This window comes from Pedobacter sp. CG_S7, from assembly GCF_040544395.1.
GTDB lineage: Bacteria > Bacteroidota > Bacteroidia > Sphingobacteriales > Sphingobacteriaceae > Pedobacter.
The window spans coordinates 88,377-102,625 of sequence record NZ_JBEONS010000002.1 but is presented as its reverse complement, the minus strand read 5'-3'; the positions used below and the strand labels follow the sequence as shown (position 1 = coordinate 102,625).

General features: G+C 36.6%; 14 protein-coding genes. 4 read left to right on the top strand and 10 right to left on the bottom strand.

Going from position 1 to position 14,249, the window contains the following annotated elements:
* Positions 1–8: 8 nt before the first annotated feature.
* Genes AAKU52_RS02410 through fumC form a run of 4 tightly spaced genes read right to left on the bottom strand, consistent with a single transcriptional unit; the run spans position 9 to position 3,224 of the window.
* A complete protein-coding gene (locus AAKU52_RS02410) occupies positions 9–458 on the bottom strand; it encodes a PA2169 family four-helix-bundle protein (protein ID WP_354329835.1) in 450 nt (149 codons plus the stop codon).
* Between the two features lie 43 nt (positions 459–501).
* Positions 502–1,317, bottom strand: a complete 816-nt coding sequence (locus AAKU52_RS02405; protein ID WP_354329833.1) for a S1/P1 nuclease — start codon at positions 1,315–1,317, stop codon at positions 502–504.
* 1 nt (position 1,318) lies between these two features.
* Complete coding sequence (locus AAKU52_RS02400) at positions 1,319–1,813, bottom strand: fumarate hydratase (protein WP_354329831.1); 495 nt, start codon at positions 1,811–1,813, stop codon at positions 1,319–1,321.
* A gap of 13 nt (positions 1,814–1,826) precedes the next feature.
* Entirely contained in the window at positions 1,827–3,224 is a 1,398-nt protein-coding gene (gene fumC, locus AAKU52_RS02395) for a class II fumarate hydratase (protein WP_354329829.1), read from the bottom strand.
* 138 nt (positions 3,225–3,362) lie between these two features.
* Here fumC and AAKU52_RS02390 point away from each other — a divergent pair, with 138 nt between their 5' ends.
* Positions 3,363–4,571, top strand: coding sequence for a serine hydrolase domain-containing protein (locus AAKU52_RS02390; RefSeq protein WP_354329826.1), 1,209 nt, complete (start codon positions 3,363–3,365; stop codon positions 4,569–4,571).
* Here the strand turns inward: AAKU52_RS02390 and recG are convergent, their stop codons facing one another.
* The 5 genes from recG to meaB form a co-directional block, all read right to left on the bottom strand.
* Positions 4,572–6,677 (bottom strand): ATP-dependent DNA helicase RecG, encoded by a 2,106-nt coding sequence (gene recG / locus AAKU52_RS02385; RefSeq protein ID WP_354329824.1) that lies wholly within the window; start codon positions 6,675–6,677, stop codon positions 4,572–4,574.
* A gap of 26 nt (positions 6,678–6,703) precedes the next feature.
* A complete protein-coding gene (locus AAKU52_RS02380) occupies positions 6,704–7,084 on the bottom strand; it encodes a RidA family protein (protein WP_354329822.1) in 381 nt (126 codons plus the stop codon).
* Position 7,085: 1 nt separating this feature from the next.
* Entirely contained in the window at positions 7,086–7,220 is a 135-nt protein-coding gene (locus tag AAKU52_RS02375; protein WP_354329820.1) for a DUF6728 family protein, read from the bottom strand.
* A gap of 75 nt (positions 7,221–7,295) precedes the next feature.
* Complete coding sequence (locus AAKU52_RS02370; RefSeq protein ID WP_354329818.1) at positions 7,296–8,630, bottom strand: OmpA family protein; 1,335 nt, start codon at positions 8,628–8,630, stop codon at positions 7,296–7,298.
* A gap of 395 nt (positions 8,631–9,025) precedes the next feature.
* Positions 9,026–9,916 (bottom strand): methylmalonyl Co-A mutase-associated GTPase MeaB, encoded by an 891-nt coding sequence (gene meaB, locus AAKU52_RS02365; RefSeq protein WP_354329816.1) that lies wholly within the window; start codon positions 9,914–9,916, stop codon positions 9,026–9,028.
* A 92-nt stretch (positions 9,917–10,008) separates the two neighbouring features.
* Between meaB and AAKU52_RS02360 the strand changes: the two genes are divergently transcribed.
* The 3 genes from AAKU52_RS02360 to AAKU52_RS02350 are packed head-to-tail and all read left to right on the top strand — an operon-like array spanning position 10,009 to position 13,144.
* Entirely contained in the window at positions 10,009–11,532 is a 1,524-nt protein-coding gene (locus tag AAKU52_RS02360; protein ID WP_354329813.1) for a glycosyltransferase, read from the top strand.
* Between the two features lies 1 nt (position 11,533).
* Positions 11,534–12,343 (top strand): glycosyltransferase family 2 protein, encoded by an 810-nt coding sequence (locus AAKU52_RS02355; RefSeq protein ID WP_354329811.1) that lies wholly within the window; start codon positions 11,534–11,536, stop codon positions 12,341–12,343.
* A 3-nt stretch (positions 12,344–12,346) separates the two neighbouring features.
* Complete coding sequence (locus AAKU52_RS02350; protein ID WP_354329809.1) at positions 12,347–13,144, top strand: glycosyltransferase family 2 protein; 798 nt, start codon at positions 12,347–12,349, stop codon at positions 13,142–13,144.
* On the opposite strand, the gene AAKU52_RS02345 is transcribed toward AAKU52_RS02350, so the two are convergent.
* On the bottom strand, positions 13,128–14,225 hold the full coding sequence (locus tag AAKU52_RS02345; protein ID WP_354329807.1) for a glycosyltransferase family 2 protein: 1,098 nt from the start codon (positions 14,223–14,225) through the stop codon (positions 13,128–13,130). The two genes, AAKU52_RS02350 and AAKU52_RS02345, sit on opposite strands and share 17 nt — an antisense overlap.
* Positions 14,226–14,249: the final 24 nt, after the last annotated feature.

Sequence of the window (14,249 nt, the reverse complement as noted above, 5' to 3'; positions counted from 1 at the left end):
CATTACCCCTACAATTCCCTTAAATTTTTAATTTGATCGTGAGAAGCTTTTAATTCTTTTTGTTGTTGGGCAATCATATCACGAAGGTTTGCAGACAAATCTTCCTCCTCTAATGCTTCTTTATAAGCCTTTTGAGCTGCATCTTCTCCAAACTCACAGTTTTCAAGAACCGCTTTACGATCGTGACCAGTAAAAACGGTCTTAAGATCCATCCATGTTCTGTAAATTTTCCCACTGCTGGTAGTCCCTGTTTCAACATCCGTTCCTAAAGCCTGAACTTCGGTAGCAAGGGCAAGTTTATGTTTATGACTTTCGCCAATCATTTTCACAAACAATTCTTTTAAGTCAAGGTCTGCAGGGTCCAATTCTTTCATTGCCTTCTCATAACCTTGAATTCTATCATTATTGATTTGTATCAGGTCATTTAAAACTTCTGCATTTACGCTGTTATTTGCCATTTTAATAAATTTTGGTGTATCAAAAGAACAGTTAATTTCTAAATTAGTTTTTAACAGCGTAAATTTCATTGATAATTTTAGCCAATCGCACACCACCTTTCAACAGTTGTTCGTTTATGGTCGATGCATAATCAAAGTTATAACGGTAACCCAGCTTTTCATCAGGCTTTACATTTGCATAAATTTTATTACATATAAGGTAAGACTCGTATACATAATCATGTAAGGGAGTAGCTTTCCATATCTTCACCTGCGCTTTTGTGGGATGGTTGATAACTGCAGCATATTCCGTATAACTCAATTGCTGGTATTCAATAAGACTCTCGTCCCAAACCTTATGTAAATTTGAGCGGCTACCAAACCATGTCACATAAACTTTATTTCCGCCAAGATCTTCTTTTCGTGCGGTATGCATCGGTTGGTGTACATCTCCAACAAGGTGGATCAATACCCTTAAAGCAAATTTTTGTTGTTCGGCAGTACTTTGTTTATCTTTCAATAAAGCCACCATTTTTGAAATTTGCGTATAAACATTGGGAGCTTGCGCTGAATTTAAGAACTGATAAACCCCCTGCTGATCCAATCCACCGGGCAAATTAACATAATGCCAAGATCCCATGTAATTAAAGGTAGAATCAGATTTAATGAAGTCAGGCCAATTGCTCGCCATAGCCAAACTTTCAGTACCTAGAATCTTTTGCACGCCTTTACTCGCTTTTGAGGAAAGGTAATATGATGCGACTTCACCAACTACCCTGTGACCAATCATACCCCAGGCAGCAGCCTTCAAGGGCATATAAGCTAAGACTGCAACGATTAAACCTGTTTTAGTAATTTTTTTTATAGAAAACGTATTCATATTATAATTCTTTTGGCTCACAAATTATTCTTTCTTTTAGTACTAAATCAATATCCCTCTGATCATTTATACTTTGCAGTTGTATGGCTTCAGGTCTCATGGATTTGATATAGAAACTTTTAATATAGCGTCCGGTATTGTAACATCCGGAAACCTTCTGTTTATAGTTAGCTTTGGTATAATCACCCTCCAAGAAGAGGCTATCACCTCGAACAAGGTATATTCCTTTAGCATGTTCTTTCCAAACCCCTTTATTGTAACAGGAATCTTCGTAATAATTCACTTTAGAATAAGTCTTTAGGTCTACATAAAAAGAATCACAAGTAAATTTAAATTTGTGTTGGGTGTAGTTCAATAATTGATCTGAATTTGCCACAGTGTCCTGGTTCCATACCCCCTGAAGGAAGGCCTCTCCCTTTCCTTGTACATTGGGCAACCTTCTGCAAGCAGTAAATGCGCAAGCGAATAGAAGAAAAAGGAATAGGTTTTTTATCATGTTTCCGACCAATTTATTTTAAACTCCCTACCATTTCTTCTGGTTTAACCCATTCATCGAATTGCTCGCTGGTTACCAAACCTAGTTCTACAGCAGCTTCACGAAGTGTTTTATTTTCCTTATGTGCTTTTTTTGCTATTTTAGCCGCATTCTCATAACCGATATGAGGGTTCAGGGCTGTCACCAACATCAGAGAATTCTCGAGGTGTTTTTTAATTTCAGGTAAATTAGGCAATATTCCAGCAACACAATGGTCATTAAAAGAAATACAAGCATCACCTATTAATCTCCCCGACTGCAAAACATTTGCTGCAATTACTGGTTTAAAAACGTTCAGTTCAAAGTGACCGCTGCAGCCGCCTATACTTACGGCAACATCATTTCCAATAACCTGTGCACACACCATAGTCAACGCTTCTGGTTGAGTAGGGTTAACTTTTCCTGGCATAATAGAAGAACCGGGCTCATTATCAGGGATAATGATTTCACCAATACCTGACCGTGGACCAGAACTTAACATTCTGATATCATTGGCAATTTTCATTAAAGAAACAGCCACACGTTTGTATGCACCAGAAAGTTCAACCATTGCGTCATGTGCAGCTAGAGCTTCAAATTTATTAGGCGCTGTTACAAAAGGTAAGGCTGTAAGCTCCGCAATTTTCTGTGCAACAAGAATGTCATAACCCTTAGGTGTATTTAAACCTGTACCTACAGCTGTACCACCTAAAGCCACTTCACTGATCATGACCAAAGCATTCTTAACCGAACGGATGCCATTATGAACTTGAGTTGCATAACCAGAAAACTCCTGTCCTAAAGTTAAAGGTGTGGCATCCATAAAATGGGTACGTCCGGTTTTAACAATTGTAGCAAACTCTTCTGTTTTTGCGTTTAGTGTAGCATATAATTTTTCTAACCCTGGCAAGGTTATTTCAGCAGCTTGCTTATAAGCAGCAATATGCATGGCCGTTGGGTAAGTATCATTCGAAGATTGTGATTTATTGACATCATCATTAGGGTGTAAAACTTTTTTGGCATCATTAAGGTCGCCACCATTCATTACATGGCCACGATTTGCAATAACTTCATTGGCATTCATGTTACTTTGCGTACCAGATCCTGTTTGCCAAATTACCAATGGAAACTGATCGTCCAGCTGACCTGCAATTACTTCGTCGCAAGCCTTAATAATCAATTCTTTTTTATCATTAGCCAAAACACCCAATTCTTGATTTGCAAGGGCAGCAGCTTTCTTTAAATAACCAAAAGCATGTATAATCTCCTTAGGCATAGAAGCCTCAGGACCAATTTTAAAATTATTACGTGATCGTTCGGTTTGCGCTCCCCAGTATTTATCAGCAGGCACCTGCACTTCACCCATGGTATCATGTTCAGTTCTAAAAGCCATAATTTTATAAGTTTGCTGCAAATTTAAGCTTTATCTCGATACTGGGATGTAAAGTAATTGATATTGTTCAAACAATTTTGCCCTTATAGGTGTAATATTTCTTAAATTTCCACTTTAAATAAAGAACCTTTATTATTCATGAATTATCGCAATATTTTAGCTGTAGCTGCTATGGCTACATTTTTATTCACAAACTGCTCTTCCTCAAGTAAAAACATTGAAGACCCAAAGGTTCGAACAGTTAAAGACGATAAGTCAGACAGTCTTTTAGTTGTTTATAATCCTGCTAAAGGCGATAAATTTATTGCAAATTTTGTACTGAATCTTCATAAAAAATATGGCTTCAATGGTAATATGCTGGTTGCCAAAGATGGAAAGATCATTTATGAGAAAGCGATTGGCTGGGCAGACTACCTGCACCGGGATAGCTTGAAAATAAACTCCGAATTTGAACTGGCCTCTGTCACAAAAACATTTACCGGGGTTGCCATCATGCAGTTGGTAGAAAAAGGCAAAATCTCTCTAAATGACGATGTAAAAAAGTTCTATCCTAACTTCCCTTATGAAGGAATCAATATCAAATTGCTATTAACCCACCGCAGTGGGATGATGAATTACGTCTATTTTACAGACGGAATATGGAAAGACAAGAAAAAACCAATGAGCAACCAGGATGTCATGAATCTCATTGCTGAATATAAACCACCACGTTATGCTAAACCAGATACCCGCTTCCATTATAACAATTCGAATTTCATGGTCCTGGCAGCTATATTAGAAAAGGTAACCGGTAAAACCTATGCTGATTATATGATGGCGAATGTGTTTAAACCTGCCGGGATGAAAAATACGCACGTTTACTCGACGACAGTATATCCAAAAATCCCGGTAGACGTTGTTGGCCACGATCGCACCTGGAGATATTCTGTAGTACAAAACTTTTTAGATGGCCCGGTTGGCGATAAAGGAATTTACAGTACACTTCATGACTTAGTTTTGTTTGACAATGCATTGCGCAAAGGCAGGTTATTAACTAAAGCAAGTTTAGATTCTTCCTATAATGGACACAACAAACCAGTAAATGGCCATTTTAATTATGGCTACGGCTGGCGAATGTTTGATGGTGATAAAGGTAGAAAAGTAGTTTATCACACCGGATGGTGGCATGGATTCAGACACATCTATGTACGTGATTTAGACCAGAAAATAGTGGTCATCTTTTTAGGAAACCTCACCAATGGCAGTCTACTACATTTAGATGAGCTTTATAAATATTTAAAAATGCCAGTCATCCGTAAAGGTGCATATTCGGGCAATGGTTCGCTACCTGGAAGCGATGAAGATTAATCAGGAAATCTTGTCAAATGAAATACCCTTATTTTTTTTCTCTAAGTAAGATTTTAACAAATGATTTTGAGGAAGTGAAAGCGATGGATCTTCCTCAAAAATAGTAATAATAGTGTTTCTGGCTTCTTGTAAAATAATTTGATCTTTCGCCAGGTCTGCAAGTTTTAAATCCAGAACACCACTTTGTTGAGTACCAGAAAGGTCTCCTGGGCCTCTCAACTGTAAATCAATTTCTGAGATTTCAAAACCATTGTTAGTTTTCACCATGGTTTCGAGCCTTAACTTACCTTCGCGGGTTAGCTTATTACCAGACATCAATATACAAAAAGATTGTTCAGCTCCGCGCCCCACACGACCACGTAACTGGTGCAATTGCGATAAGCCAAAGCGTTCTGCATTCTCTATTACCATTACTGAAGCATTGGGTACATTTACACCAACTTCAATTACCGTAGTGGCCACCATAATTTGCGTCTTTCCTTCTACAAAACGTTGCATTTCAAATTGCTTATCTGCATTAGACATTTTGCCATGAACAATGCTGATATTGAAATCCGGCAGGGGAAATTGATAACGCATCTGTTCAACACCGGCCTCTAAAAACAAGAGATCTAACTTTTCACTCTCCTTAATCAAGGGATAGACCACATAAACCTGCCTGCCTTTATTGATTTCTTCCCGCATCAAACCAAACATGCGTAACCTTTGTCCTTCAAAAAGATGTTTTGTTTCAATTGGCTTTCTGCCAACTGGCAATTCATCAATCACAGAAACATCAAGATCACCATATAAGGTCATCGCCAGCGTACGAGGAATTGGCGTAGCCGTCATTACTAAGATATGTGGTGGAACACTGTTTTTACGCCACAATTTAGAACGCTGTTCAACCCCGAAACGGTGCTGTTCATCGATAACTACGATACCCAAATTCTTGAACTGAACTTTATCTTCGATCAATGCATGAGTGCCCACTAAAATATCTATTTCGCCAGCTAGTAAACGCTCGTGTAGAAGTATGCGCTGCTTTTTAGTGGTACTGCCTGTAAGCACCGCCACTTTAGCAAAATCTTCGCCGACAAGTGAAACCAGTGACTGGTAATGCTGACGGGCAAGAATTTCGGTTGGTGCCATCATACAAGCCTGAAATCCATTATCATTGGCAAGGAGCATACTCATTAAGGCGACTATAGTTTTACCGCTCCCTACATCCCCCTGTACCAGGCGATTCATCTGTACACCTCGCTGGGTATCTACCCTGATCTCTTTGATTACTCTTTTTTGCGCATTAGTAAGTTCAAAAGGAAGAATATCTCTATAAAAAAGATGCACCTTTTCCCCTACCTTATCAAAACGTAACCCTTTAAACTTTAATATGCGCTGCTGTTTGCTGTTTAGCAGTTGTAACTGGATATAGAAAAGTTCTTCAAATTTCAAGCGACGCTCAGCATCCTGCAGAGCTTGCGCTGTAGCCGGAAAATGGATATTCAATATAGCTTCTCTTTTAGAGATTAACTTATATTTTTCAGCAACATAAGCAGGTAAAGTTTCTTTTACTTCACGTAGGTGTTGTTGAATAACCAATCCTTGTAATTTTTGAATACCCTTACTGTCTAAGAAATTCTTTTTAAGATTTTCTGTAGAATTGTATATCGGCTGCAAAGTTAAATTACCAGTAAGCGTAATCGGCCGTGGATAATTTTCAAGTTCTGGATGAGATATACTAAAAGTAACATTAAATAGATTTGGCTTCCCAAATGCGATATAAACCTTCCCTCGCATTACATTTTCCTCCACCCACTTCAAGCTCTGAAACCATACTAATTCTATGGTGCCAGTTTCATCACTAAATTTCGCTACAATTCGCTTTTTGTGCTTTTCCCCAATTGTTTGCTTATCTGTAATTCTACCTACAAGCTGTACCAGTGGCAAATCCGAATCCAGCTCATTCACTTTATAAAATCGCGTTCTATCAATATAACGGAAGGGGTAGTAATTTAAAAGTTGGTTATAAGAAAAAATGCCCAACTCTTTTTTCAAAAGTTCGGCACGTCTCGGGCCAACGCCCTTAAGGTATTCAATAGGAGAAGCTAATATTTCCGCGTACAAAATAATAAGATTTTATAAGCTACTATTTAGCCTTTAAAAGCAATAGCAGAGATTTCTACGTTTACCCCTTTAGGAAGACCTTTTACTGCGACGGTTTCTCGTGCAGGAAAATCTTTAGAAAAGTAAGAACCATAAATTTCATTGACTTCAGCAAAAAGGCTCATATCAGATAAAAAGATATTGGTTTTCACAACATGCTCAAACCCAAAACCAGCTTCTAATAAAAGTGCATTCAGGTTACGCATAACCTGCCCGGTCTCTGCTTTTAAAGAACTCAGATCTAGTTCACCAGTAGCAGGGTTAATCGCTATTTGTCCGGAAACATAAAGAAATCCATTGGCTAAAACAGCCTGGCTATAAGGCCCAATTGGGGCAGGAGCATCGGTAGTAAATATGATTTGTTTCATTTTAAAAAATAGCTTGTAATAATTTCCATAAAATCCCGGCAAGAAATACTAAAATGGCTAATGCATTAATAAAATGCATGGCTTTCAAGCTTCCATTGATGGGTCTGTTCTTATCTCTTTTTCTAAAGAAGTACATATACAAATGTATAAATAAAAAAAGAGGCCTTCGAATATCGAAGACCTCTTTTTATGATATTGATCTTTAGAAAGATTAGTTTCTAGCAGATTCAACACGACGGTTTTGGATACGACCTTCTTCAGTATCGTTAGAAGCGATTGGATTAGCTTCACCATTACCTTTTGCAACTACTTGGCTAGAATTAACACCAGAGTTTACTAAGTAAGTTTTAACAGAATTAGATCTGTCTTTGGATAATTTCATGTTATAAGCAGCAGTACCTTCGCTTGAAGCATAACCGTTTAAAGTTAATTTACCACCGTTATCACGTAAACCTGAAGACAATTTATCTAAGATAGGGTATGATTCAGTTTTTAACACTGAACTGTTGAATTCGAATTGTACTGGCTCAAATCCTGAAACATTAGCTGTATCAACAACTGATGCTACTGGAAGTGGACATCCTGATCCGTCAACTGCAGTACCTGCTGGAGTTCCAGGGCATTTGTCAAATTGATCAGAAACACCATCACCATCAGTATCTTTTTTCAAATCTTCAACAGATTTTTCAACGTTAGATACACGATTTTTAAGTGCCTCAACTTCTTGACGTAATGAAGGATCTTTCAATTCATCATACATCAAAGCAAGTGGGTTAACCCAGTCTAAATTAGGTTTAGCACTTGATCCAAGAGAAAATTCTAAACCAGCATAACCGTAAGAGAATTTATCTTTTGTAGTTGCTTTAGCGTAAACACCATCAAAGTTATCGCTATCAATGAAGTGCATAGTATAACCTAAGTTAAAGGCAACACGATCAGAAACTTTAAATTTCACACCAGCACCAACTGGGATGTAAGCTTCTTTAACATATTTTTTGTCTCTACTGTCTCCAGCTTTATCTTTCCAGTCAGTAACAGTTCCGGCAGCTGAAGTAGATTTAGGTGCATAAGCAATTAAACCGTAACCTGCAGTTACGAAAAAGTTAACTGAGTTTTCACGACGTAAGAAATCAACAGTTGCAACATTAACAACACCTCTTAAATCAGCAGAGTAACCAATTTCAGTTTCAAATTCTTTAACACCAAATTGAGCACCACCAGGGGCATCTTTATTTGTTCCAGAAACTTTTCCGCGGAAAATGTTACCTTCTAATCCAAATGCATGACCTAATTGTTTTTTCAAGGATACACCGTAACCTAAATTAACGTCCTGATTAGTGAAATCATTTGAGCCACCGATTACTAAGAACGGAGACATTACGCCTGCATTTACACCAATTGACCAAGTTCTGTACTGGCCTCTTCCACCAAATACCTTGGCTGAAGATGTAGTCATTGTAGAATCCTGTGCGCTAGCAAGAGTTGTAGCTCCCATTAATGCAACAAAAGATACTGCTAGACCTCTTTTTAAAGTAGAATAATTCATAATTTTCTTTTTTTTAAGGTAAACAAATTTTAATCGTATAATTTTATTGTATAGCAAAATTAGACAAATTTTTAAAATCTTAAAAACAGTTATACAAACACCGTTCCAAACTTATAAAGGCAGACTAATTTTCCTATAGCACCCTACAAACAACACCTAATGAAGCTGGTCCATAATACTATCCACTCCAAACATAATAAATAATACACTTACATTCAATATATTACACAATAAATTAACGCTTAATTAAAATAAAACGCAAGTTAACTCCTATTTTAAGACCCGACAATTATAAACAAACACTTAAAAAAAAATTCATCCACGAAAAGACACTATTCTTGTTATGCTGATAGAAAATAGTCCTGTTTTTTAGACAGAATACTTGATAAGGCTAATTAAAGCCAATTATCAATGAATTTGTAAATATTAAAGTTAGGTTTTTCCATGGCAGCACTTATTTCCGTTCTAAGCTTTATTTTATCAACATTGCGCATTCTGTAATGCTGGATAATTTGAAATGCTTTTTCTGCTATTAACAGTGGTTTACGCGAGTTATTAAATTCAATAGGTACAGACAACCAATCACATAAAGCAGAAACACCCTGCTCTTTATCGGCCACCGTTTTAAATACAGGTACGTTGGTATGCTGCCCCTGTAAAAGCTTCTTTAAATTATTCGCAAAGATATCAGCACCTTCACGGTCGGCCTTGTTAACTACAAATGCCTGTGCAATTTCCATTAACCCAGATTTAATGTGCTGTATCTCATCACCAGACTCTGGCACTAGCACAACAACGGTACGGTCTGCCAATCCGGCTATTTCTAACTCCGACTGTCCAACGCCTACGGTTTCCACAATAATTAAGTCAAAATCAGCAGCACGCATCACATCAATCATTTCAATCGTTTTTGTGGATATTCCCCCCAAAGCGCCCCTAGTTGCTACAGATCTAATAAAAACATTAGGATTATTAAATTGTTGTGACATCCGTATTCTGTCACCCAATAAGGAACCAAAATTAAAAGGTGATGTCGGATCTACCGCCAAAATGGCAATTTTTTTATGATTGAGACTGAAAAAGTTAGTAATAGCATTCACCAAAGTGCTTTTTCCAGCCCCAGGAGGGCCTGTTATGCCAACAACTGGCACATTAGTTTTTGGGATCAGGAACCGTAAAATTTCTGCCGAAGGAGCAATATCATTTTCCACCAATGTTAATGCCCTGGCCAAAGCTATAAAATCCCCTCTTGATACTCCTTTCAATAACGCTTCCTTTACCTCCATAAAACCATTTTGTTTTCATACAAATAAATGGAATTTATTCTTATTTGCAGTGTTCATGATGAAGTGTTAGTTTTATCCCCGTAAATTTACACATGCCCATACCAAAAATCATACATCAAACTTTTAAATCTGCAGATTTACCATTCATCACCAGATGGCAAATTTCCAGATTTAAGAAAAAAAATGCAGACTATCTATATGAGTTTTATGATGACCTCAGGATTGAGCAATTCTTGGTGGAAGAATATGATGCAGATACATTAAGTCTATATAAAAGAATAAATATTGGCGCAGCAAAAGCAGACTTTTTTAGGTATGCTGTATTGTATAAAAAAGGTGGTATATATATAGATATAGACAGTGCTATTATTGGAAAGCTAAATGATTTCATAAAAGCCGAAGATTCCGCCATACTATCTAAAGAAAAAAATCCAGGCTTATATGTTCAATGGGCATTGATCTATCAGGCAAACCACCCCTTTCTAAAAAAAACCCTAGCACTTATATTTGATAACATCAGGACAAACAAGTACCCGCATGACGTACATCAAATGACAGGACCGAAAGTCTACAGCGATGCCATTAAACAATGTTTAGTAGAAAATCCATCTATCTCCTACCGCATATTAGGTACAGATTATAATGACCACCTCAAATTCAAATATCCCCTAAGTAAATTACTTTACAAAAAAGGTGAACATTGGAGACAACAACAACTCACCCAGTCCGTTTTAAAGAAAAAAATGAAAATTACCGGCTTTACTTTTATCAGGAATGCAATACAAAACGACTATCCAATAAATGAGGCTATCAGATCTATATTACCCATATGTGATGACTTTATTGTTGCTTTGGGGAATTCAAACGATGACACCGAAGCCCTTATCAAAAGCATAGCCCCTGATAAAATAAAAATCATTCATACAATTTGGGATGAATCATTAAAAGAAGGTGGTCAAGTATTTGCAGAAGAAACCAATAAAGCATTGGCAGCAATATCCAAAGATACAGACTGGATGTTCTATATCCAGGGAGACGAATGTATTCACGAAAAGTACCTGGAGGTAATTAGAAAAGAAATGGCAGATAACCTAACCAATACAAAAGTAGAAGCCCTGCTCTTAAAATATAAACACTTTTATGGCTCTTATGATTATTTTGCTGAATCCCGCCGATGGTATAGACGGGAAGTACGCATTCTGAAAAACTTACCAGGAATACACTCCTACAAAGATGCCCAGGGATTTAGAATTAATAACAGGAAACTTAACGTAAAACTCATTGATGCCCATATTTACCATTATGGTTGGGTTAAAACACCCGCAGGCCTACAAGGTAAAGTGAGAAACTTTAATCAATTTTACCAAACAGAAAAGTGGATAGAACAGAACTTTCCGGTTCAGCAAGTTTTTGACATGAATAATGCAGACCGACTGGTAAAATTTAATGAAACCCACCCAGCAGTAATTTGCGATCGAATAAATACAAGCAACTGGAAATTTGATCAGGACATCACTAAAATAAAACCAAAAATGAACTTCCGAAGACGCCTGCTTCAAATAATTGAAGACTTAACTGGCAGGAGGTTATTTGAATACAGAAACTATAAACTTTAAAATGCATAAAAACATTAAAGTTACCTTATTAATAGCTACTTATAATTGGCCAAAAGCATTAGAACTCGTGTTTTTGAGTGTCTTAGCGCAAACAAAAATGCCAGATGAAATTATTATTGCTGATGATGGTTCTACAGAAGAAACAAAAGCAATGATAGAAAAATATGCATGCCTATTTTCCATCCCTGTAAAACATATCTGGCATGAAGATAAAGGATTTAGATTAGCAAAAATCAGAAATAAAGCTATAGCACAATCAAGTGGCCAATACATTATACAAATTGATGGCGATATTATTCTTCATCGACACTTCATTCAAGATCATATAAACTTTGCTTTACCTAAAACTTTTGTAAGAGCCAGCCGCATTTATATAAACGAGCAAACCTCCAATGAAAGACTTAAAAACAAACTTTTTAAGATAAACGCTTTTAGTAAAGGTATCAGTAATATTTTTAGTGCCTTACGTATGCCTATTTTATGGCCTTTGTTCGATGAAAAATATAAAAATAAAGGTGACGAACGTTATGAAATACATGGCTGCAACATGGCCTTCTGGCGAAGTGATGCCATAAAAGTAAATGGCTATAATGAACAATTTAATGGCTGGGGACCAGAAGATAAGGAATTTATCGCCCGGTTATTAAACTTAGGATTAAAAAAACGTTTTCTAAAACTTGGTGCTATTGCCTTTCATCTCTACCATAAAGAAAGCCCAAAAACCTATTTGAAAGAAAATGAAAAGGCTTTCAAAGAAACCATTAGCCTAAAAAAGGTTTACTGTAAAACTGGTATAAACCAATATCTCTAACTTATGTTAGCTTCCACTTCCATTTCCCTTGTTATTTCTACTTACAATTGGCCTGAAGCACTAGAACTTGTTTTAAAAAGCATTTTAAAGCTAAAGGTATCTCCCAATGAAATTATCATTGCAGATGACGGCTCCGATGAAAGGACTAAATTGATCATTCAGTCTTTTAAGCTAAAAACACCAATTCCTGTAATACATTTTTGGCAGGAAGACATTGGTTTTAGAAAAACAATTGTCATGAACAGGGCCATTTCAGCTGCATCCGGCGATTATATCGTGCAGATAGATGGAGATATTATTTTGCACTCTAACTTTATTGCTGACCATATTCAGGAAGCTAAAATGGGTTACTATATTAAAGGCAGCCGTTCCATGCTTTCCGAAAAACTTACCTCAAAAATAGTAAAAACCAAAAATATTAATATCTCACCAATGAGTTCTGGTGTGGGTAGTAAAATAAACGCTAGTTATTTACCAATATTCTCAGGTTTCTTCAAAGGAGATCAACTGCGATCGAATAACCTTAGAGGTTGCAACTTTTCTTTTTGGAAAGCTGACTTCCTAGCCGTAAATGGCTATAATAATGATTTAGAGGGCTGGGGCCATGAAGACATTGAACTTGCTGCAAGATTAACCAATATTGGAATTAAGCAGCGTCAGTTAAAATTAAAAGCAGTTTGTTTTCACTTGTACCATAAAATAAATTCCAGACATAACGAAGATATAAACTACAAAAAATACCTAAGGACTGTAGAACGCCATACCAAGCGTTGTAAGAATGGGGTTATAAAAGAATTATAGTAAACAATATTAATAAGAAGGTTACTTTTAACATCTTCCACTTGTTTAGTCTGAACCAGCTTGGATTTTCCCGCGTAAAGGCCATGTCAACTCGTTCACCAAAACCAGAAAGTCTCCCTTTTAAAAGGCTTTCCATTAAATATCCGACCTCATAACAATTTTTTATCCAGAACAAATTAACTGCCACCCCTAAAGAGAACTTTTTAATTAAATAAACACTCCGAAAGCAGTTGATTACAAATTCTACACCTACCAAAATCAAGACCATTTCAATTAATACACCCCACGAAAAATTGATTACGATTAAAGGCGAGCATAAAATTAATAACAATAACGTTTCTGCTGTATTCGTAAAGTTATGGTATGTATATTTTTTTATGGCTGGCAAAGACGCTATTTGGGCAGCACCAGCGCCGTATCTAAATAACCGTTTGGTAGTGCCGCCTGGCCACCAAGGATGCGCAACAATAGCATCTGGTACACCTATATACTTTTTATTATTAAGCAATGCGTTTCTAACTAAAAACTCTATATCCTCCCCACCCTTTTTTAAATTTTCATTAAACAAGCTCGGATCCATGCTTTCCCTATTAAGCATAATATTAGTTGTGGGTACCCACATCAATTCTGCATATTGCCCCGCACTTTTACAATGGCCAGTATCCCCATTTACTTCTAAAGCAAGTGTGGTCGAATTGAATGGCTTCGGAAAATTAGTCACACCCGCAAAGCCTATTGCGTCATGATTTTTGGCAATAGCATTTGCATAAGCAATTAATAAAGTCTTTTCAGGAGTAATATCATCATCTAATAAAAGCAGCCATTTACTCTTGCCTAACGTTATCCCTTTATTTCGGGTTTTAGAAAACCCTAAATTTTTTTCGTTTTTAACGAGATTAATTGTACCATTTTCAGCCAATTTTAGAATTGATTCGGGTACAGCTATAGCGGGATTATCAGCAATGATGTAAAAATTAATCTTGAAGTTTAATGGCTGGTCAACATTTATAATTTTGATCAGCGTATCTTCATCCAAACGAAATGAAGGAATTACAATATCTATTGCATTTTCTACATACATAAGATACAAATATACAAGTTTAAA